This window comes from Propionivibrio sp. (genome assembly GCF_029255185.1).
Taxonomy (GTDB): Bacteria; Pseudomonadota; Gammaproteobacteria; order Burkholderiales; family Rhodocyclaceae; genus Propionivibrio.
Genome location: NZ_JAPUVO010000124.1, coordinates 13,552 through 34,419, shown reverse-complemented (window position 1 = coordinate 34,419; position 20,868 = coordinate 13,552). Strand labels below are relative to the sequence as shown.

Annotated in this window: 15 protein-coding genes, 2 tRNA genes and 1 pseudogene; 3 read left to right on the top strand and 15 right to left on the bottom strand. The window is 59.7% G+C overall.

Annotated elements, in window-relative coordinates:
- Nucleotides 1–18 precede the first annotated feature (18 nt).
- Together Q1J43_RS11985 and ugpB are read left to right on the top strand one after the other, a co-directional pair.
- Nucleotides 19–1,053: a hypothetical protein gene (locus Q1J43_RS11985; protein WP_301102726.1), complete on the top strand. Its 1,035-nt coding sequence runs from the start codon at nucleotides 19–21 to the stop codon at nucleotides 1,051–1,053.
- Nucleotides 1,054–1,138: 85 nt separating this feature from the next.
- A complete protein-coding gene (gene ugpB / locus Q1J43_RS11980) occupies nucleotides 1,139–2,443 on the top strand; it encodes a sn-glycerol-3-phosphate ABC transporter substrate-binding protein UgpB (protein WP_301102725.1) in 1,305 nt (434 codons plus the stop codon).
- Nucleotides 2,444–2,715: 272 nt separating this feature from the next.
- Here the strand turns inward: ugpB and Q1J43_RS11975 are convergent.
- The 12 genes and pseudogenes from Q1J43_RS11975 to Q1J43_RS11920 all read right to left on the bottom strand — a co-directional run bounded on the left by Q1J43_RS11975 (nucleotide 2,716) and on the right by Q1J43_RS11920 (nucleotide 15,966).
- Nucleotides 2,716–3,862 (bottom strand): annotated as a pseudogene (locus tag Q1J43_RS11975) (alpha-hydroxy acid oxidase).
- 14 nt (nucleotides 3,863–3,876) lie between these two features.
- Entirely contained in the window at nucleotides 3,877–4,497 is a 621-nt protein-coding gene (locus tag Q1J43_RS11970; protein ID WP_301102724.1) for a CDP-alcohol phosphatidyltransferase family protein, read from the bottom strand.
- 4 nt (nucleotides 4,498–4,501) lie between these two features.
- The gene (locus tag Q1J43_RS11965) at nucleotides 4,502–7,177 is read right to left on the bottom strand and encodes a thioester reductase domain-containing protein (RefSeq protein ID WP_301102793.1); all 2,676 of its coding nucleotides are present in this window, start codon (nucleotides 7,175–7,177) and stop codon (nucleotides 4,502–4,504) included.
- Between the two features lie 25 nt (nucleotides 7,178–7,202).
- Complete coding sequence (locus tag Q1J43_RS11960) at nucleotides 7,203–8,999, bottom strand: fatty acyl-AMP ligase (protein WP_301102723.1); 1,797 nt, start codon at nucleotides 8,997–8,999, stop codon at nucleotides 7,203–7,205.
- A gap of 10 nt (nucleotides 9,000–9,009) precedes the next feature.
- Nucleotides 9,010–9,795 carry a lysophospholipid acyltransferase family protein gene (locus Q1J43_RS11955; protein WP_301102722.1) on the bottom strand — a complete coding sequence of 262 codons (786 nt, stop codon included), beginning with the start codon at nucleotides 9,793–9,795 and terminating at the stop codon, nucleotides 9,010–9,012.
- Entirely contained in the window at nucleotides 9,792–10,742 is a 951-nt protein-coding gene (locus Q1J43_RS11950) for a class I SAM-dependent methyltransferase (protein ID WP_301102721.1), read from the bottom strand. Before Q1J43_RS11950 ends, Q1J43_RS11955 begins: the two co-directional genes overlap by 4 nt.
- Before the next feature lie 20 nt (nucleotides 10,743–10,762).
- Complete coding sequence (locus Q1J43_RS11945) at nucleotides 10,763–11,407, bottom strand: hypothetical protein (protein WP_301102720.1); 645 nt, start codon at nucleotides 11,405–11,407, stop codon at nucleotides 10,763–10,765.
- Nucleotides 11,382–14,021, bottom strand: a complete 2,640-nt coding sequence (locus Q1J43_RS11940; protein WP_301102719.1) for a PEP/pyruvate-binding domain-containing protein — start codon at nucleotides 14,019–14,021, stop codon at nucleotides 11,382–11,384. The genes Q1J43_RS11945 and Q1J43_RS11940 overlap by 26 nt, the downstream gene beginning before the upstream one ends.
- Entirely contained in the window at nucleotides 14,018–14,641 is a 624-nt protein-coding gene (locus Q1J43_RS11935) for a hypothetical protein (RefSeq protein ID WP_301102718.1), read from the bottom strand. The genes Q1J43_RS11940 and Q1J43_RS11935 overlap by 4 nt, the downstream gene beginning before the upstream one ends.
- A gap of 83 nt (nucleotides 14,642–14,724) precedes the next feature.
- Complete coding sequence (locus tag Q1J43_RS11930) at nucleotides 14,725–15,036, bottom strand: metalloregulator ArsR/SmtB family transcription factor (RefSeq protein ID WP_301102717.1); 312 nt, start codon at nucleotides 15,034–15,036, stop codon at nucleotides 14,725–14,727.
- Nucleotides 15,037–15,720: 684 nt separating this feature from the next.
- Nucleotides 15,721–15,807, bottom strand: a tRNA-Leu gene (locus Q1J43_RS11925).
- Nucleotides 15,808–15,890: 83 nt separating this feature from the next.
- Nucleotides 15,891–15,966, bottom strand: a tRNA-Gly gene (locus Q1J43_RS11920).
- Nucleotides 15,967–16,252: 286 nt separating this feature from the next.
- Here Q1J43_RS11920 and dksA point away from each other — a divergent pair.
- Nucleotides 16,253–16,678, top strand: a complete 426-nt coding sequence (gene dksA / locus Q1J43_RS11915) for an RNA polymerase-binding protein DksA (protein WP_301102716.1) — start codon at nucleotides 16,253–16,255, stop codon at nucleotides 16,676–16,678.
- Between the two features lie 84 nt (nucleotides 16,679–16,762).
- Here the strand turns inward: dksA and pnp are convergent, their stop codons facing one another.
- The 3 genes from pnp to Q1J43_RS11900 all read right to left on the bottom strand — a co-directional run bounded on the left by pnp (nucleotide 16,763) and on the right by Q1J43_RS11900 (nucleotide 20,747).
- Nucleotides 16,763–18,889, bottom strand: coding sequence for a polyribonucleotide nucleotidyltransferase (gene pnp / locus Q1J43_RS11910; RefSeq protein WP_301102715.1), 2,127 nt, complete (start codon nucleotides 18,887–18,889; stop codon nucleotides 16,763–16,765).
- Between the two features lie 143 nt (nucleotides 18,890–19,032).
- On the bottom strand, nucleotides 19,033–19,302 hold the full coding sequence (gene rpsO / locus Q1J43_RS11905) for a 30S ribosomal protein S15 (protein ID WP_301102792.1): 270 nt from the start codon (nucleotides 19,300–19,302) through the stop codon (nucleotides 19,033–19,035).
- A 155-nt stretch (nucleotides 19,303–19,457) separates the two neighbouring features.
- On the bottom strand, nucleotides 19,458–20,747 hold the full coding sequence (locus Q1J43_RS11900) for a hypothetical protein (RefSeq protein ID WP_301102714.1): 1,290 nt from the start codon (nucleotides 20,745–20,747) through the stop codon (nucleotides 19,458–19,460).
- Nucleotides 20,748–20,868: the final 121 nt, after the last annotated feature.

Genomic DNA, 20,868 nt, shown 5'->3' with positions numbered 1-20,868 from the left:
GTGTGTATGGAGTAGCTCATGGGTATTCTCGACTGGTTCAAGAACCGCCCTTCGCAATTTGATCCGCATAGTCACTCATCTGACTCCGATGAAATGACGCTGCGGGCAATCGATAAAGCCGTAACGCTGACCAACCCGCGATTGAAACTCGTTCGTGCGTATCAGGAGCGTTTGGCGCCGGCAGTAGCCATCAGTGTTCGCTATTTGCGCGAGCTAGTGCTGGCCTTGCCCCCGGCAATCAAGGTTGCGGAAGCGAACTGGTCTTCCGATCCCGTGCTCAGAGCTTTTTTTATCGCCGCTTCTGACATTCCCCATACGCTCACTCGTTCGCCTAACCTGCGTACCCTGTTCGATAAATATCCCGATCTTGAAGAGGCCTGTTTCATTCTGGGCATGAGCTTCACCGAACAGCGTGTGCTCGGAATGTCGATGCAGGGCGAGCTCATTCAGCGTGATGTGGTGCAAACCGTTGTCGGCTTTTCCGATCACGAGGCGCGCATTTGCGGACACCAGGATGCCGAAGTCCGCCGTCTACTGGGTACTCAGGTTTACGAATACCTGGTAGCACAGGCGCTCTCGGAAATCGGCGAGGAACGATCCGAGCGTCGGGAACTGGAAGACAACCGGGCACTGCTCCGAGCCCGGCTGCGCCTGCTCCAGCAGCAGGGCCCTGGTCTGGGTTCGGTCTTTGGATCGGCGCCAGAAAGTTCAGGCGAGCAGTTGAAACTGGAAGCCCAGCTTCTGGAAAATGAACGCCAGTTGGAGGCGATAGGCAGCCCTCAGTCAGCACTGGATGCCGAGCTGGAAATGCTGCGAGACGTGCTCGAGCATCCACAGCGCTACGTTCGCGTCGAGCAAAAGAAGCTGCGGATTAGTACAATGAACGTCGTGCTTGATGAATCAAGCACCGATGTCGCTTCTGATATTGTTTTTTCGCTGGCGCAACTATCTGGCAGTCCACCGTTGCAACGGGCAATCGTGCTGTCGCGTGTTGCACGTTCCGAGCTCCCTGAGCCGAGAATGAATTTTGCGGATGCCGAGCGCTATCTTTGAGTTGCGCTGGAGAACATGTCAGCCCTGTGGCTGGCGTAGAATGGATACGCTCTGAAGCCGAACCAATCACACTCAAGGAGATCACATGAGACTGAGATTAGCTGCTGCTGTCCTCGCTGCTTGCGTTTCCCTGTCCGCACAGGCCCAGACCGAAATCCAGTGGTGGCATTCCATGCCCGGCGCCTTGGGCGAGTGGGTCAATGATCTGGCCAGGGATTTCAACGCCAGCCAGGCTGAATACAAGGTGGTGCCGACCTTCAAGGGGTCCTACGACGAGTCGATGACGGCGGCGATTGCGGCCTATCGTTCGGGCAATGCGCCGCACATCCTGCAAGTATTCGAAGTGGGTACGGCGACGATGATGGCCAGCAAGGGCGCCATTGTTCCGGTCGGCAAGATCATGGCCGACGCCGGCGTCAAGTTTGACCCGGCCGCCTATGTGCCTGCTGTGTCTGGTTACTACACGGCGCCGAACGGCCAGATGCTGAGCTTCCCGTTCAACAGCTCGACAACCGTTCTGCACTACAACAAGGACGCTTTCAAGGCCGCCGGACTCAATCCCGAGCTTCCTCCCAAGACCTGGATCGAAGTGACGCAAGCGGCAGCCAAGCTCAAGGCCAGCGGCCACAACTGCCCGTACACCACGAGCTGGGTCAGTTGGACGCAACTGGAGAGCTTCTCTGCGTGGCACAACGTCGAGTTCGCAACCAAGGGCAATGGCATGCGCGGCATCGATGCACGGCTGACCTTCAACACGCCTCTGCACGTTCGCCACATCGAGAATCTGGCCAATATGTCGAAGCAGGGCCTGTTCGTTTACAAGGGGCGCGGCAATGCAGCCGATGCGACTTTTGTGTCAGGGGAGTGTGCGATGACCACTGGCAGCTCGGCGCTATACGGCAGCATCAAACGCAACTCCAAGTTCGCCTCGGGAATTTCGACCCTGCCGTACTATCCGGACGTCGAGGGCGCGCCGCAAAACACCGTGATCGGCGGCGCCAGCCTGTGGGTGATGACCGGCAAGAAGCCAGTCGAGTACAAAGGGGTCGGTCAGTTCTTCGCCTTCCTGTCGCGAGCCGAAGAGGCGGCCAAGAGCCACCAGCGTACCGGCTATCTGCCAGTGACGATTGCCTCCTACGAACTGACCGAGAAAAGCGGCTTCTACAAGGAAAACCCGGGCACCGATGTGGCGGTGACGCAGATGATCCGCAAGACGACAGACAAGTCGCGCGGCATCCGCCTGGGTAACTTCGTGCAGATCCGCACCATCATTGACGAGGAACTCGAACAGGTCTGGGCCGGCAAGAAATCAGCCAAGGACGGCCTGGATGGCGCAGTCAAACGCGGCAACGAGCAACTCGAGCGATTCCAAAAGGCCAACAAGTCCTGACGTTCTTGCTCCAGTCGTTAGCCATCGCGAAACAGCGAACCACCAAGGCACCAAGATGCCCCGCAGGAAATCCCCTTGGGGGACACCAAGGGGGCACCAAGTTTGCCCAGCCAAGGAAAAATTCGGGAAAGCGTCTTGACGTATTGGCCCGGCTCCACTTGGGTTTTTTGAAGGTCGCACGTTTTGGTGCAACGAATGGTGGCGCGTCGATTGCAAATAGCATCACCGAACAAGCCCGGTGAGATTCCTTACCGGGCTTGTCGGCGTCGCCGTCACCGCGCTCGCCGCAGGCTAAGCAGAGCTTGTTCGTCAAGCGCAGCGATGCTCGAAACACCGAGCAGGGCAAGGGTTTGGTCTATTTCATTGCGGAGAATTTCAATCGCCAGTTCAGCGCCGCGCTCGCCGATTGCGGCGAGCCCGTAGACGTAAGGCCTGCCGATCATACAAGCCTTGGCACCCAAAGCCAGCGCTTTGATGACGTCACGCCCCCGGCGCACGCCGCCGTCCACGATCACGTCGGCACGACCAGCGACGGCGTCAACGACTTCCGGCAAGGCCTCAATCGTCCCCGCCGCGCCATCGAGTTGGCGACCGCCGTGATTTGATATTACGATGGCATCGGCGCCATGGTCGATAGCGAGCAGTGCGTCCTCGCGCGTAAGTATGCCCTTCAATACCAGCGGTCCGTTCCAGACCGATCGCAACCAGTCGAAGTCGCTCCAGGTGACCGACGGGTCGAGCTGATCGGTCGCGAAAGCACCAAGGGCTTGCGGTGTTTTTCCGGCGCCGGGCACATCGACCCAGTTGGCGAAAGTCGGAAGCGGTCCGCGCAGCAGCGTCATCAACCAGCGCGGTTTCGCCAGCAGGCCAAGCACCGCCTTCGGCGTGATGCGTGAAGGCACGGTAAAGAAGCCATTGTGCTCGTCCCGATCACGCGTGGCCAAAGCCTGAACATCGAGCGTCAGGCACAGGGCGCGGTAGCCCGCCGCGCGCGCGCTCGGCAAAAGCGCGCGTCAGCCCACGGTCCTTCCAGATGTACATCTGGAACCAGAGCGGCGTTTTCGCCGCCTGGGCCACGTCCTCGATCGAAGACGTGGCCATCGAGCTCAGCGTGAATGGAATGGCATGCTTTTCCGCGGCACGCGCGGCCATCAGTTCCGCGCGCGGACGAATAAAGCCGATCAATCCGGTTGGCGCGAGTACCAGCGGGACACCGATGCGTTCGCCAAGAACCGTCGTTGACAAATTGCGCACTGCAACATTGGTGAGCACCCGCGGTCGCAGCGCATAGTCGTCGAAGCCGGAACGATTCCGTTTAACGGTGATTTCATCGCCGGCGCCGCCGTCCAGATAATCGAACACGATGCGCGGAAGCCGCTGCCGGGCGCGAATTCGCAAATCCTCGATATTGACAATCATCACTCATCCTCCATTTACAGAACAGAAATTGCCCACCGCCCCGCGTGCAGGACAAGGAGCACGAGCGGCCATGCCACGAAGACGGCCATGCCGAGCCCTGTGGGCCGGGAAATTCGCAAAGGCGACACCATCGCCAACGACAATAGGGCAAGCAATAACGCGGACAGGACTGCCGAAGGCTGCGCCAGGAACGCCGTGGACCAGATCAGCCCGGCAACCGTCGTCGGTACTCCGATAAAACCGCTACTCTGCTCGCGCTGCAGGTTGTAAGCGCCGAGGCGGGTGATGGCGCTGATTACATAAGCAAGAGCCGCCGCGGCCCAGGTGGCGCTCATCGCCGCCGATGCGAACGAGAGCAGTGCCCCGAGGCAAGTAACCGGAACCAGGCCGAAGTTGAGCGCATCGGCCAGACTGTCGAGCTGAACGCCGAAGTCTCTCTGCTCGGCTCTACGCGCAAACCGCCGCGCGAACTTGCCATCGAAGGTATCGGCCAGCGCACACAAGGCGATCAGTCCACCGGCCAGCGGCCAGCTTCTTAACCAGAGCGACGCCAGCAGGGCACCGAGCCCACAGAGAACCGCGAGATAGGTCAACAGATTGCTCGGATGAAAATAGCGCGCTGCTGAATCGTCCATTGCTCTAGTCCGATCGGTAAGGGAATAACTCGTACAAAGTCCGCCAGGTGCGGACCACGCGTTGCAGGAAGCCTTGCTTGCGCAGCCTGTGTATCATCGCGTACATCGGGAAGCGGTTGATGATCAAGTCATAGAGCGACAGCCTGAAACCGAGCAGCCACGATTGCGCATCGATGGCCTGCCCGCTGGCGTCTTGCAAGCCCAATCGGTGCAGTTCTAGAAAATGGAGCACCTCGCTGCTCTCGACGTCGGGCGTCAGCACGAAACACAAGAACTCGGCAAGGTCATGCTGGGGAACGCCCAGCGTCGCCAGTTCCCAGTCATAGGCGCACAGGCGTAAACCCGCTACCGTCTCGCGCAAAGCGATATTGCGCGGGTTGAAATCGTTGTGTATCAGCGTCCTCGGCAAGTTTTCCAGTGCCGGCCACCAAGCGTCGAGGTCGACAATCAGGCGCTGTTGCAATGCGCGCAGCGAACACCCCGCGGCAGCGGCAAAATAGCGCTCGGAGTGATTGGCCAGCGCGACCCACAGGGTTTTCATTTCGCTCATCGCCGCGGCGGAAAACACCGGCCCCAGCCACGTTTCAGCCATGAGTTCCGGCTCGCGCCGGTACCAGATCGCATGCACCTCGGCGATGCCGCGCACCGCAGCGTCGATAGGCGCACGATGCCAGCCGCTGATGTCGTCGGCGCTATCCATCAGCAACATGCCCTCGAGTTTTTCGAGCACCAGTATCCAGGCGCGCTGGCTATCGTCACTGACGCTACCAAAGAGGACCGGCGCGTGGCGCACGAAGCGCTCATCCTGCTGCTCATAGATGGCGAGTTCGCGCTGATGGCACAGCGCGAGACCAGCGCGCTCTTTGAAGCGCGAAAACGCGAATCCCAAATCGTCGCCGCACAGTGCGGCAACGCTCTCGCCCACCGCCATGGCTTCGTCATCTTTCGGCTTCATCTTGACCATCAGTTCCAAGCGGGCCGGCAGCACACTGTTCCCCCCGGCGGTCGCCACGGAACAATGGCGCAAGCCGGTCATATGGCCGTATTTCCACGAAGTGAGTTCGGAAATGATGCTGTGTTCCGAAACCGTGTTGCGTACGCAAACCTCGGCGACCTGAATGCTTTCGTCACGATGGAAACGCCGCAGAATGGTGGTGAAGAATTCGCCGTCGAGCGCTACGGCCACCGCCGCCGGCGCGTCGGCGCCGGCGGCCCCAGGAAGGAAGCGTTGGCTGATGAAGCGCATGAAATAGCGCTCGAGCAGCGCCGCATTGAGCGACGGGCAATGGACCGACAAGGCAGCGAGCAGCAAATTCGTCTGTTCGCAGCGGAACCGGCTTTTCTTTCCTTCCTCATACAATTGCGGCAGCGTCAAATCGTCAGCACCCGCCCGCCGGGCGAGAAAGAATGAGCGAAGCAGATGGAGCGGATGCGCCGGCGACTCGGCGTCGAGCGCCAGTTTGGCCAGCCACGAACGATAGGAGACCAGGCGTATGGGGTAGCCGTAAAGATTCATCCACAGGACGCTCTCGCGCCAATGGCGCGCAACGGGATTCGCCAAGTGGAAAACGCGCAGCGAATCGTCGCTGACCCGAGACAATTTGACGATGGCGGTCGCGGCATGGTCCACCGGGCAGCAATCAAGAAGCCAATCGAGATCCGGTGCGCAGCGCATCTCGATGCAACTCTTGATGAGCAGGGAGAGCATGTCCCCGGTGTTCGAGATACCGGACTGCGCGGCGCCGGTCAGCAGCGTCGGACGGTAAATCGCGGCCGGCAGGCCGCGCTCGCTGGCGCGGCGCACCAGGGTTTCGGCCACGCATTTGCTTTGCGCATAACCGAGATGAATGCCGTCCAGGAAAGGCAGCATGTCATCCTCTTCGCCGATCTCGCGCGGCCCGGCGGTCGAGAAACAGACCCCGGCGCTGGAAACGAAATGGAATGCCTTGCGTTTGTGCGTGCAGGCCAGGCGCAAGAGTTCCCTGGTGGCGAGAACATTGGTATCGCGCAAACCAGCGTAGGAGAAGGTCCAATTAACGGCGGCCGCGCAGTGATAGATGGCGTCGATTTCACGACCCAGATCATCGAACGCTTGTGCCGATAATCCCAAGGCGGGTTCCTGCAGGTCGCCGTCGACGATTCGTAGGCGCGAATCGAACGCCGCATCCCCAATGTCATACCCGGCCAGTGCCTTGCGGATTCGCGCACGGCCGTCACCAGCGCTTGACGGGCGCGTCAGGCAGAAAACGACGGCCTCTGTCTCCTGCAACAAGGCAGTCAAGACGTGGGCACCGAGAAAACCGGTCGCACCGGTGAGCAGTATGGCCTGCACGGCCGGCGCCGGCGCTGCCGCGCGCGGATCGATCGCGGCCGGCAAGACGCAATCGGCGAGCATCTGATCGCGCAAGGAGAGCGCTTCGCCGGCGCCGGATTGTCCGCTGTCCTGCATGCGATCGAGATAGCGCTCGAGCGCTGCAATGCTCGGACAATCGATCAGCAGGGTGTCGGGCATATCGCACTCGAGAGCGGCGCCGATGGCGGTGGCGATCTCGACGGCGGCCAGCGAATCCATGCCATAGCGTGTCAGCGACGCCTTGGCGTCAAGTGTGCCGACCGGCACCTTGAGGCACTGCGCAACGGTCTCGGATAACCACGAATAGTCGGGCGGCGTGGGCGGCATGGGCGGCACGGATCGGTTCCTTCGTTCACTCAGCCGGCTCGGACGTGCCGATCCAGTGGGCGACCGTTTCCAGGGTGCCGCGCTGGAAACCGCTTCGGCATTCAAAACGCTGGCATTTCCCGCTGGAAGTCTTGGGTATGCTGCCCGGCGCGACGAGCAAGACGGCATAGGCCTGTACCTCGTGCTGTTCGGCAATGGCTTCGCGTACGTTAGCGATGAGCTCCTGGATATCCCTGGCCCGCTCGTCGGCGACTCTGCGCACCAGTCCATGATCAATTTCAGCCGCAACGACGAGGCGTTCTTCCTCCGTCGCGGTGACGGAAAATGCCGCCGAGCAACCGGGACGAATCGCGGAATGGATATTTTCTACGGTGAACTCGATGTCCTGCGGATAGAGTTTGCGCCCGCGAATGATGATCGTGTCCTTGATGCGACCGGTGATGAACAACTCGTTGCGCCAGAAGCAGCCGACGTCGCCGGTGCGCAGGAAGGGCCCGGCGCCCGAATCGGCGATGCGCGCCTTGAACACCCGTTCGCTTTCTTCCGGACGTTGCCAATACCCCTGCGCGACTCCGGGACCGGCAACCCAGATTTCGCCGATCTCCCCCTCCGGCATTCGTGTCAGTTTCTGCGGATGGACGATCACTGCCTTGGTTTCCACGTCGGGACTTCCGCAAGCCACCAATGAAATTGGTGCACGGTCGGTCTGAGTGGTCTCGAGCAGCCGGTCGTTCGCCAATTCGGCCGCGTCGACGGTGATTATTTTTGGCCGGCTTCGCGGCGGACTCGTCGAAACGAGCAGGGTCGCTTCGGCAAGGCCGTAGGTCGGGCGATGGCTCTCGCTCCTGAAGCCGCACTCGGCGAAAGTCGCGGCAAAACTTGCCAGGGTCGTGTTGCGAACCGGTTCCGAGCCATTGTAGGCGACGCGCCAGCGGCTCAAATCCAGCTGCGCTCTCTGCTCGGCGGTGATCTTGCGAACGCACAGGTCGTAAGCGAAATTCGGCCCGCCGCTATTGGTCGCTTGATAACGGGAAATGGCTTGCAGCCAACGCAGCGGCTTCTGCAGAAAGGCCACCGGCGACATGAGGTAGGCCGGATAACGCCCAAAAGCCGGAAGCAGGATGCCCTCGATCAGACCCATGTCATGATAGGCGGGAAGCCACGACACACCGCAACTGTCCGCGCCGTTGCCCTCGCACTCATTGAGGTAGGCGAGGTTATGAAGCAGATTGCCGTGGCTGACCATCACCCCTTTGGGCGCCGCGGTCGATCCCGAGGTGTACTGCAGGAAAGCCAGGCTGTCGGGACCAAGCGGCGGTTCGCTCCAAGCACCGGCAAGCGCCGGATCGATGCGGTCCGTCAGCACAACATCGACCTGCGACATGGCGGGAATTTCTTTCAGGATGGCCAATGCTGTGGCGGCGATCGACTCAATACAAAGCACGGCGCCAATCTCGGTATTGCGCACAATGGCCAACAAACGCGGAAGGGTTCTCGCCAGGCGCGCCGGGTGTGGCGGATAAGCCGGCACGGCCAGCACGCCGGCATAAAGGCAACCGAGGAATGCGGCTATGAATTCCAATCCCGGCGGGTAGAGGAGAAGCGCTCGCGAGCCGGGAGCGAGCGTTCGTTGCAGGGTCGCCGCGATCGCCCGGGACTGCCGATCGAGTTCAGCGTAGGTCACGACGGACATTTCAACTTCGCCATTCTCGAGAAAGGTGTAGGCGCGCCCATCGGGCTGCGCCTGCGCACGGGCGCGGAACAAGTCGACAACGGAGGCCAAGCCAGGGTCGGCCGCCTTTCCTGCAGGGGACAGTGTCATGGTTTCTCGCTTACTCCGCTTCCAACTCTTCATTCCAGCGGACGAACAGCTCGCGAACTCGATCGCGATTTCGTTCCAGATCTGCCAACGTCCAATCGCCCGTCGGGATGCTTGGCTTGACATACACGTGTATCTTCCCTGGGCGGGCATCCAATCCCTTGCCGGGATCGGCCGCCGGCGGGATGGCGATATAGAAGGGAACGATCGGCACGCCGAGCGCGGTTGCCAGATGAAATGCACCCTTGTTGAAATGGCCGATCGAACCGGTGGTGATGCGCTCTCCCTCGGGGCTCAGGTAAACCGACTCTCCGGTTCGCCGCAATGTCCGTTCGGCCGCTTGAAAAATGCGCGTGCGCCGCTCCGGATACTGCTGCGGAACGGTCCAGAAAATCCCGGTCAGGTAACCGATGATGCCCAAGGGCACGATCTTGCGCAAAAAGCCGCTGAGAAAGAACCGGGTGTTCGGCAGGCCGAGCGCGACCAGCACGAACATGTCGAGCGTCGACGTGTGGTTGGAGATATAGACGGTTTGCTGCACGGGAAACGGTTGATTCGCGTGCACGACGAAATCGACGCCCCAGACGCTGAGCAGTATGCGGCCCAGCCGCGCCATGATCACTTCGGCATAGACGCCGCGCTTCTGGAACAGGGTGGCCAGTGCAACCAGCAACATGACGGCCGCGCCGGCGCTCACGAGCAGCAGGCTGACGGCGGCAAGCACCCATTTGCGCGAGGTCCAGCGAAGAGTTCCGGCGCTACCCGCGCGCAGCGTCCGCTGGTCGGCAGCGGAACTCATGGCCGTTTCCTGCAGATCACACTCTGCATGGCCAGATTGAGCCGCTTCTCGAAGATCAACAGCGGTGAGCACAGCAGTTGTCCGAGAAAATAGGGATAGATGGCCTTTGCCAGATCGAGACCCCGGCCCTTCAGATGCTTGAACGCGAGCCCTGCAAAGACATAGAAATAAGCGGGAAAGGCGCCGTAGGGCAAATAATCGACGACCTCCATGCCGGCGGCGGCGATGCCTTGCAGGAGCTTTTTCTTACTGTAGAGCACGGTATGTTGCGGCGCCTGAAGTCCCGGCCAGCGCTCGTGGTACCAGCGCCACGTCGTGCTGTCGAGACGCGGCACTTCGATCACCACCCTGCCGTCCGCTGCCAGCAGGTCGCGCGCCGTGCGCAAGGTGCGCAAGGGGTCGTAGTCGTGTTCGAGGAAGTGCCACATGGTGATGAGGTCGAAGCGCTGCGCGCCAAAGTCCTGTTCGTAAAACAGGCCGCAGCGAAAGTCGACACCATCGAGCCAAGCCGTGCCTGAGAGATCCTTGAAATCGATGCCGACGACCATCGCGCCGAACCGGGCTTTGACTTCGGCGAGGAATGTCCCGGCGCCGCAACCGACGTCGAGTACGGCGCTTTGCGCGTGCAAGGGCAAATAGCGCGATACCAACGCGATCTTGTTGCGGTCGTGCTTGCCCATCGCATGGCGATACAGCGGCGTGAGAATTCCCCAATTCGTCTTCTTGCGATGAGCGATGTATTCATCGTCATAGTAGGCGCTGATCTGTTCGAGCTTGAGGCGCGGGTTCTGATAGGCCAGGCCGCACTGCGCACAGGTCACGAACTGGAAGCGGCCCGGCTTGCCGGTCAGATCGTCCTCGGCGCTCACCAACGGGCGTGTTTCCTTTGAGCCGCAGAGGTAGCAGGCTACCGTTTCGAACATCTCGGGATTCGGCGCAGTCATCATCACCATCTTTCCTCCTTCATTCAGCCCCGGCCTGCCGCCAGCGAAAAAAATATGACAACAGCAACAGCCAACACCACGCCCAGACGCCGGCCAACCCCATTCACCCGCAGCGCCACATCGTCGCGCCAGTCGAAAACGCTCACCAGCAGATAAGCGATGGCGCCGAACAGCGTCGATCGCCAGGAAAAGCCCTCCGTCGTCAGCATGGCGATGAACACCGGGTACTTGAGAAGCACTAGCTGGTCGCGCATAAAGCGGGCAGGCCGTGGCCACGGGCCGTGATAAACAAACACCAGCAGGAGAATCAAGATGGCATAAAGCGACAGCCCCGTGGGTCCCGCGAATACACCGACGGCGCACAAGGCGATGCCGGCGAGCGCTAGCAGTACGAACCAGAAACAGCGCGTCCTGGCACTACGTACCAGCACGCGGTCTGGATGCCGCGCACGGTCATGGTCGCTGTCGGCAAGATCGTCCCAGAGTCGAAACGTCGCCACCAGAAGGGCCGCCAGCGTCGTGCGCACGAGTACGTCCACGGGACCACGCGGCGCTTGCGCAGTACAGGCCAGCGCGGCAACACCCAGCACCAGTGCCGCGACACGCCAGCGGGCGATGCGCTCACGCCCGTAGGCTAAAAGCTCAGCGACCGCAGCACTCGACGACACCGTGGTCTCCATCGACGCGCAAGCGATCACCGCTACGAATGCGTTGTGTGGCCTGCGCGACGCCGACGACAGCCGGGATGCCATATTCGCGGGCGATGATCGCGCCGTGCGAGAGCATCCCCCCGCGCTCGATAACCAGGCCCTTGATGAGAAAGAACACCGTTGCCCAGCCGGGGTCGGTTTGCCGCGTCACCAGAATGTCGCCGGCGTGCACCTGGTCGGCATCGCGCACGTCGAGGACGACGACCGCGCTGCTTTCGACCTGGCCGCCGCAGGCGCCGTTCCCGCGCAGTGACGATTCGTGCAGGACTTGCGAAGGCTCGCCGGCTGAAACTTCCGGTTGCCATTCATCGCCGCGTGCAAGCATGAAACTGTCCGGCGGCTGCATGGTGGCGAATCGAAGCTGCTGCTGACTTCGCTGCAGCACCGTTGCATGAGCTATTTCTGGCGCTAGCGCAGGCGAGAACTCCGCGTCAGACACCGACAGCACTTCGTCGACCGTGAGCAAAAAGATGTCGTCACGATTCACCAACAGGCTGCTGCGCACGAATTCTTCGCCGATGCGCAGCATCAAATGGCGTAGCCGCGTGTAAAGCAGGGCTTGTTTCATGCGCGATCGCTCACGCAGCAAAATGGCGCCCTGCGTCGCACGCAAGATGATGCGAAAGCGCCCAGCACGCGAGAAGGGCAATCGGCGCAACCAGGGCGACGGGCTGAATCGCGCGCAGACTGCTTCGCTCGCGTGTTCGCGCAGACGTCCCTGGTCGGCGCTGATTTCATCGGGCCCCAGCCCGTCTTCGCGGCAGTAGCTTTGCAACAGGCGGATAATCGGCAACGGGTTCTCGCAGGGCGTCGCGGCAGTGAGCATCAATTCACCGGAATAGCGAAACCCCCATTCGTTCAGATACTCATCAAAGCGCCCACTGAACTCGCTACACTCCGGCGCCGCAAGGCGCGAGACTATTTCCGCCGCCGAGGCGGTGGCGAACAACTGGCGCAACGCGGCGTCGCCGCGCACCGCCCGCGACAGTTTCCAGAGTTCGGAAATCGGCCGCGCGCTGATCAAGCCGGGCAAACCGCTGAGCAGCTTGCCGTGCAAAGTGAAGTCATCGACGACGGCACTGTTCGTCGCCAGCACATGTTTGAGCACGCCATAGCAGACCATGGCGGCGACGTCGGAGAGCGCGGCGTTATTCCAGCGTCGCAGGCGAATATCGAGGAAACCGCGCAGGTCCTCCAGCAATGAGGACAGCGTCTTGCCGACCAGCCGTGACGGATGCGTCGATCCGGCGTAGTTATCGACCGTTTTCTCGAAGCGGGCGACGCGGCGACGAACCCACAGATACTTCCACGTTGTCTTGACGACGATCCGCGCGAGCTCGGTGGCGCGCTCGACGCGTCCGGCCGTCGCTCGCCGCACGCCGGGAAATTCTTGCGCGCCGGTGAATTGATTGAACCACCGCGCCAGCCTGGAACCGCCAGGCGCGAGATAAATCGTCGAATGAATATTGCTAAGGTTGTAGTACAAACGCCCGGCATGAAGCCCGACAATGTTCTCAAGGGCTTCGCTCATGGCCTGCAAACGCCAGCGCGAAATTCCGAAACCGAGCCCGAGATTGCGGAAATAGGCCGTATATCCGCGAGCGACGATCGAATAGAGAAACGGCGAAACGACATCTGGAAAATTCTCGGCGATGTTGGCATTCGACCAGACGACCAGCTGTGCACTGCCGGCCGCGGTTATCGGTCGCGTCTGCAAGAGGACGATCCCCCCGTCGGCGTCAACGCTCCATTCGACGTCTTGGGCAGCGCCGAACTGCCGCTCGAGTTCGAGACCAATGCTTGCCAATTCCCCGATCGTCATCTCGGATAGGCCGGCCGTCTCGGAGGCGCCATCGCCAGCGTCGTGAATGACTGCCATATCCGAATAGCGAACGCGCACGCGCGCCGGAGTCACCGCGCCGGCCACCAAGCGATCCCCGAGCCCGCTCACATATTCGATAAGCGCTTGCGCGCGCAGGGTGACGGCATCGCGCGTAAACAGGACGCCAGAATATCGTGCACGCACCTGCCGCTGCACGATCACGCCCATCCGAATTTCTGCGAGGCCGTGGTGACGCGCGTAAAGCAGGCAGCGTTCGGAGAAATGCGAAGCCCACACCTGGCGCAGCGCGTCCTCAAGTTGCTCGCCGGACTCGACGCCGAGGACCGAGTCCAGTTGTCCGGCGAATGAAGCGCACAACCCATCCTCGCTGGCCGCTGAACTGCGGACGGCAAGTACGTTTTCTTGCCCCAGCGTTGCATGGACGCGCACGAGCGAGTCGCGCAGGCGTGGCGCGAGCGGCGTGCCGAGAATTACGCTGCGGATCGCCGCACTTCTTCGCCCGATCTCATCCGGCTGCAAGGTGGGTAAGCCCGACAGCAGTTCGCGATAGGTCTCATTCAATCGCGCGTCGCGCAAGTGACGCTGAAATGCGATATCGGCAACGACAATTCCGGCCGGGACGCGGTAACCCAGGCGATGCAGCCGCGCCAGATTGACGGCTTTGGCTCCAAAATCGCGCACGCTGTCTGCGCTCTCGAGACGACTCAACAGCGGCGTAGAGGTGATCATAGGACGCGCGCCTTTTCGCCGAAGCGATGCAGTAAAGCACTGAACAAGGCGTGGCTCACCGGTCCGAGAATAAAGACCCAGAACCATGTCTCTCCGGATACCGGCAGAGTCGCCGCGACGGCCAGCAGGGTGCCGAAGGTCGAATCGCAGCGATCAAGAACGAAGCAGAGGGGCTTGAGCCACCACCGTCCCGAAATTTCCCCCGGCGCCACATCAAGTTGTCGCTTGAGAAAGGAATTGGGCAACTCAGAGAGCATGAAGGCCAGACCGCATGCCAGTCCGAGCAGCGCATATTCGGCGGCCGATAATTCCCATATCCCGGCTGCAAGCCAAGTTGGGTACCGTGTCCGCGCCGAGCCAAACAGCGCAAACGCTAATGCTGATGCAATAGGCATTACCATCAGTCCACGCAACATTTTGTGCGCGCCGAAGAGTCGCCGGCCGCGAATGCTCAGGCCGAGATCGAGTGGCTGGCTGAAAGCTTTCGAGTAAGGGCTCTTCAGCCACAGGACGTGAGCTACTCCAGCCGCGCTCATGGAGGCGACGATGAAAACTGCGCTGCCGAATGAGGACGACGGAATCATTGGCAAGGCAATCCCGCCGCTGCCCGGTTGCCACACGGATCACCGTGCACATGCGCACGGTCGCCTGCCGCACGCGAACACCTTGCGGTCATTGCGGCGGAACTGCCGACGCCACTCACTTAGAGTTCCTTGCTGATGTAATCATGCACCGCATCCATGGCTTCGAGCACGCGCTTCGGGCATGGCCGCAAGAAAACTGATCGGCCACGCTTTTCTGCCCGCAGCACGCCAGCCTCAAGCAGCACGCGGACGTGGTGCGTAACCGCAGTCCTGGACAGAGGCGACGCATCGACGATATCCTTGACCGTCAGCTCTTCGTTCCGCTCGAACATCAGCAGAATGCGCTGACGATGCTCGTCTCCCAATGCCGTGAAGACCCCGGAACGTTCCGCCCAGATCCGCGGGAGCGCGCGATAGTAGGATTTTGACATAACTACGAGACTATTTTAGTAGTTATGATATGTCAACCCTTCTAGCCAGGGCAATTGCATCAAATTCCCTTTAACCCGAGGAGACTCGTTTCCTCGAGGAGGCCGAGAGTCCTCAGCTGTCGTCTGATGGTTGCCTGTGCGTCTGGGCCGATTCCTATCGCTGCCTGCCAACTTCCTAACCGCTCAAATATTGACTTTCCAGACGGATCGCCAGGCCCCTGCTGTTCGAGAAAGAACCAACCCAGTTGATCTTCCACGATTGCCGACAAATATGCTGCTTGTCTGTAAAACGCAGCAGCCGGCAAGCCAAGCGCCCTAGCTAGCACAACAGGAATAACGATTCCTGCGGTTTTTCAGTCGCCTTATCGGGGATGCTATTCGTCTGGTCTCGTTATGCTGGACGAGCCAACCTACTAAGCTGCGTACTCTGAATACGCTAAAGAAATTTGGAGGGAACACCCTTTATCAGCACTGTGGAGCCCTCCTTCATGGTGCTGCTCTTCTCAGTCACAGGGAAAACTGGACCCGTAACGCTGGGCAGGCTTCAATACACGGCCAGTATCCTAAGATCGCTCTGGCATATCAAGCACTTTGCTGGGATAACTTGGGAGGATTTTCCGTCAAAAACACAGTACTGCGAAGTATTACGAAGTACGGGAAAGCACATTAACTACTTGTTTTAATTGGTGCCCGGAACCGGAATCGAACCGGTACGACCTTACGGTCGAGAGATTTTAAGTCTCTTGTGTCTACCTATTTCACCATCCGGGCAGAGGATGAGGATTGTACCTTTCCGCATGATGACGGATAACAAGGAAAAAGGGAAAGTGCACTATGCACCTTCCCTTTTGATTTGGAGCGGGAGAAGAGTCTCGAACTCTCGACCTATACCTTGGCAAGGTATCGCTCTACCAACTGAGCTACTCCCGCGTGAGAGGGCCGGAATATACAGAGACGCTCGCTATCGGTCAACATTTTGTTGCCACTTCTTTGTTGCCACATTCAATCACAAGACAGTCGATTTCCGTATGCTGTTACCGTGCATAGAGGGTTCGCAGCAACGGGGCTCTGGAAAAAAACCTATCAGGCTGAACGCGAGGCGCCATGGGCAATACATTGTATCGGGTGGACTGACCCGTCACAGATTGCTTGCAGTGCAGCGATATTTCTGATATTTAATCGCCTCCTTGCAAAAACATACGGATGGTTCCTGAACATGCCTGAAGAAATGCTCCACAAACACTTCGCCCCCTACGTCGCCAAAAAGGGCGAAGAATACATGAGCAGCAAACAACTGACTCATTTCCGCACCATCCTCGAAACGCTCAAGATGGAGCTGATGAAAGATATTGAGCGCACAGTACACACCATGCAGGACGAAGCGACGGTATTCGCCGACCCCAATGACCGTGCCAGCCAGGAAACCGACATTGCCATCGAATTGCGTAACCGTGACCGCGAACGCAAGCTGATCAAGAAAATTGAAGATACGATAGATCACATCGAAAGCGGTGACTACGGTTACTGCAACGGTTGCGGCGTCGAGATCGGCATCAAGCGCCTTGAAGCCCGACCGACAGCTACCCTCTGTATCGATTGCAAGACACTGGAGGAAGTCCGCGAAAGACAGGTCGCCAAGTAGCTGGCCTGCCGCCCTGATAAAAGTTCAAAGTCACTCAACAAAAAAGGACGCCGCAGCGTCCTTTTTTGTTGCCTTGCGAGAAACTTACTGTTGAGATTCGACCGGCTTTGCTGCAACGCCGCCCTCTTCCACGCTCACCGCCTTCATCGACAGGCGAACGCGACCCTTTTCATCAGCCTCAAGCACCTTGACGCGGACTTTCTGGCCTTCCTTGAGATAATCAGCAACCGCATTGACGCGTTCGTTAGCGATCTGTGAAATGTGCAGCAGACCATCGCGACCCGGCAGTATGCTGACGATGGCACCGAAGTCGAGCAGCTTGAGCACGGTGCCCTCGTAAATCTTGCCCACCTCGACGTCGGCGGTAATTGCTTCGATGCGTGCCTTGGCGGCATCGGCCGCATCACCGCTAACCGATGCAATGGTGATCGTACCGTCTTCCTTGATGTCGATGGTGGTGCCGGTTTCTTCGGTGATGGCGCGAATGACCGCGCCGCCCTTGCCGATCACGTCGCGGATTTTCTCCGGATTGATCTTCATCGTGTACAGACGCGGTGCGTAGGTCGACACTTCTTCGCGCGGACCGGCAGCCGAACTCTGCATCTGGGCGAGGATGTGCAGGCGCGCTTCCTTGGCCTGCGCCAGAGCGACCTGCATGATTTCCTTGGTGATGCCCTGAATCTTGATATCCATCTGCAGCGCGGTAACACCGGTTTCGGTACCAGCCACCTTGAAGTCCATGTCGCCAAGGTGATCTTCATCGCCCAGGATGTCGGTCAGCACGGCAAAGCGGTTGCCATCCTTGATTAAACCCATGGCGATGCCAGCGACGTGCGCCTTGAGCGGCACACCGGCATCCATCAACGCCAGTGAGGAACCACAGACCGACGCCATCGAGCTCGACCCGTTGGACTCGGTAATTTCCGAGACAACGCGCATGGTGTAGGAAAAGTCTTCCGCTTTCGGCAACACGGCAATCATCGCCCGTTTGGCAAGACGGCCATGGCCGATTTCGCGACGCTTGGGCGTACCGACGCGACCGCATTCACCGGTGGCATAAGGCGGGAAGTTGTAATGCAGCATGAAACGCTCACGGTATTCACCAGCCAGGGAATCGATGATCTGTTCGTCACGGCCGGTACCCAGGGTGGCGACAACCAGCGCCTGCGTTTCGCCGCGGGTGAACAGCGCTGAGCCGTGAGTGCGTGGCAATACGCTCGAACGGATGGCAATCGGTCGCACAGTACGCGTGTCGCGTCCGTCGATGCGCGGTTCGCCACCCAGGATGCGGCTACGAACGATTTTTGCTTCAACGTCGAAGAATAAGTTCTTGATCGTGTTGGCATCAGGCGCATCGTCACCCGCCGTCAGCACGTCAACCGCCTTGTCCGAGATTTCCTTGATGCGCTGCGTGCGCTGCTGCTTGCTGGTAATGCGGAAAGCTTCCTGCAGGTCGGCTTCGACCAGTGCGTTGAGCTTGCCGACCAGCTCTTCGTTCTTGACCGCAGCCGTCCAGACCCACTCCGGCTTGCCGGCTTCTTCAACCAGTTCGTTGATGGCGTTGATGACGACCTGCATCTGGTCGTGACCGTAAACCACAGCACCGAGCATGACGTCTTCGGACAGGATGTCGGCTTCCGATTCAACCATCAGCACGGCGGATTGCGTACCGGCAACGACTAGGTTGAGCTGGCTGCTCTTCAACTGAGTCAGTGTCGGATTGAGCACGTACTGGCCATCGATATAACCGACACGGGCGGCGCCGAGCGGGCCGTCGAACGGGATGCCGGAAATGGCCATAGCTGCCGAAGCGCCGATAATGGCCGGGATGTCCGGATCGATTTCTGGATTGAGCGATACCACCATCGCCACAACCTGGACTTCGTTGTAAAAACCTTCAGGAAAGAGCGGACGCAGCGGACGGTCGATCAGACGCGAGGTCAGCGTTTCTTTTTCCGAGGGGCGGCCTTCGCGCTTGAAGAAACCACCGGGAATCCTGCCAGCCGCATAGGTTTTTTCAATGTAATCGACGGTCAGCGGGAAAAAATCCTGACCGGGTTTGACTGACTTGTTGCCGACCACGGAGACCAGCACGACAGTGTCATCGACGGTGACCATGATGACGGCGCCGGCTTGACGGCCAATTTCACCGGTTTCCAGTGTGACCTGATGAGCACCATAGGTGAACGTTTTTTTGGCGATAGTAAACATTATTTCCTCTCTCAATAGCTAACGCGCCGACATGGCGTAAAACTGTAAAAACAACAACAGCGGCGCAACCCGCATGGGGCTGGCCGCTGTCATCCAATCAAACCATCTGCACTCGCAACCGCACTGCGGTCTGGCGGGCAGGTTTACTTACGCAGGCCGAGGCGCGCAATCAGCGCACGATAAGAATCTACGTTGGTGGCCTTCAGATAATCCAGTAGCTTGCGACGACGGCTCACCATGCGCAGCAGGCCGCGACGTGAATGGTGATCCTTGACGTGCTCTTTGAAGTGACCGGTCAGGTCATTGATGCGAGCGGTCAGCAAGGCAACCTGGACTTCGGAGGAACCGGTGTCCCCCGTGGCACGCTGAAAATCGGTCATGATCTGCGCTTTTTGCGCAACGTTGATCGCCATATCAAACTCTCTTTCGTAGGTAACGACGCAGCCCCAGTTTGATAGAGCCAACGCCAGATTAATGAAGGTGTTAATGTGGGTTTTTTTCGCTCGGCGAAGCGAGGGGCGGATTATAGCCCGTTCATCGGTCTGGCGGCAAGGAAGGCAGCAGCCGTTCAGCGTTGCGTCGTCTGCGCCTTGATTGCCAGCCACTCGCTATGGCGCTGTTCGAGCAGATACTCTTCCAGGGCTTCGAAGCGGTAGGCTTTGCCATTCATCGAACCCTGTTCAATGGCGATGGACTTGACCGTAAGCCGCTTGCAACTCTCCTCGCTTTCGCCTTCGGCCAGGCTGACCTCAAGCGAAACACGGCGTTGCTGGTAATCCTTGAGGCCGGCAATTGAGCTGAGCGTGCTTTGAACCATTTCCTCGCGACCAAACTCGAGCGTGGCTATGCCGTCGCCGCTACGGACAGTGGCCTTGGTCACGATTTCCGGCGCAAAGAGTCCGAGAATGGTCTTGATGTCGCGTTGAGCAATAGCGCGATCCAGATGGAGCAGCCACGCTTCACCGATGGGGAGAAGCGGGCAGCCCACGCTAGGAGGCTGCGGCAGTTCATGTGACGGAACATCGGGAACCACCGCAGCCTCCGGCGGTGGCGCGGATTTCTGGATGGGCGCCGGCTTGACCTTGCCTGAACGGGCCTCCAGTTGCTTCTGGCTGACCATGTCGACCGTTTCGGAGTACCTATCGAGCTCCTCGTCAAAACTTCCCGGCACATAAAACTCGGGCACACTGGAAAGCAGGACTGGCAGCAGCAGTGTCATCAGCGATCGGGTGCGCACTGCGGCAGGGGCGAAGCCGACCTTGCCGCTGTCAATGGCAACGCTGCCGCCGTTGGCGTCAAGAGAGGTGGCACCGCGATTGACCTTGTCGTAGGTGCCCTGGCGGTAGGTGGTATTGGCCATTTCAGCCGGCAGCACGTAGGGCTCATGGTCGGTGCCGCGGATGCCAATGGTGGCGGACGGGGTAACGATGCGATGTTCGTTGCGGTTGAGTTTGCCGATCCAGCCGCTGATAACCCGCAGGGAGCCGGTAATCAGGCGCAGTATCTGGTGGTCGCTGGCTTTTCCTTCGGCGGCGAAGCGCTCCGGGATGAACTCGGCACCCGGGCGGACGGCGACCAGGCCAGCATCGCCAGTCTTCAGAACCACCTCACTGCCGGGCATGGTACGTATCGTTTCGCCGACGTAGACCATCCCGCCCTCCTGCAATTTTCTTGGCATCCCGACATCGCTCGTGACGAATACCTCACCCCGCAGACGCAGGGCATTAGCAAAGGGTTTGCCCTCATCCAGATTTTTCGGTGTTGCATCGGCAGCAACGGCCGGAGCAGAAAATAAAGCGCCACTGCTCAGCACAAGTGCCAACACAATACGGCGGCCAGGATTCAGCGAAGCGAGCATAAGGATTCGTGGGTAATCGATGACTGTGTCGGGAGGAGTTTAGCCTTAAAAGCCGCTGCTGTACTCATGCTTGCCGATTTGTTTGGTTTTGGCGCTCCTTTCTCCGTTACGATGAATCCCT

Bases quoted from the DNA above. Each gene is read 5' to 3' on its own strand.
- Q1J43_RS11965 (WP_301102793.1), bottom strand. From the start codon at position 7,177: ATGCCGCCCACGCCGCCCGACTATTCGTGGTTATCCGAGACCGTTGCG.
- Q1J43_RS11940 (WP_301102719.1), bottom strand. From the start codon at position 14,021: ATGATCACCTCTACGCCGCTGTTGAGTCGTCTCGAGAGCGCAGACAGC.
- Q1J43_RS11970 (WP_301102724.1), bottom strand. From the start codon at position 4,497: ATGGACGATTCAGCAGCGCGCTATTTTCATCCGAGCAATCTGTTGACC.
- pnp (WP_301102715.1), bottom strand. From the start codon at position 18,889: ATGTTTACTATCGCCAAAAAAACGTTCACCTATGGTGCTCATCAGGTC.
- Q1J43_RS11960 (WP_301102723.1), bottom strand. From the start codon at position 8,999: ATGACACTGTCCCCTGCAGGAAAGGCGGCCGACCCTGGCTTGGCCTCC.
- rpsO (WP_301102792.1), bottom strand. From the start codon at position 19,302: ATGGCGATCAACGTTGCGCAAAAAGCGCAGATCATGACCGATTTTCAG.
- Q1J43_RS11955 (WP_301102722.1), bottom strand. From the start codon at position 9,795: ATGAGTTCCGCTGCCGACCAGCGGACGCTGCGCGCGGGTAGCGCCGGA.
- ugpB (WP_301102725.1), top strand. From the start codon at position 1,139: ATGAGACTGAGATTAGCTGCTGCTGTCCTCGCTGCTTGCGTTTCCCTG.
- Q1J43_RS11900 (WP_301102714.1), bottom strand. From the start codon at position 20,747: ATGCTCGCTTCGCTGAATCCTGGCCGCCGTATTGTGTTGGCACTTGTG.
- Q1J43_RS11985 (WP_301102726.1), top strand. From the start codon at position 19: ATGGGTATTCTCGACTGGTTCAAGAACCGCCCTTCGCAATTTGATCCG.
- dksA (WP_301102716.1), top strand. From the start codon at position 16,253: ATGCCTGAAGAAATGCTCCACAAACACTTCGCCCCCTACGTCGCCAAA.
- Q1J43_RS11950 (WP_301102721.1), bottom strand. From the start codon at position 10,742: ATGATGACTGCGCCGAATCCCGAGATGTTCGAAACGGTAGCCTGCTAC.
- Q1J43_RS11930 (WP_301102717.1), bottom strand. From the start codon at position 15,036: ATGTCAAAATCCTACTATCGCGCGCTCCCGCGGATCTGGGCGGAACGT.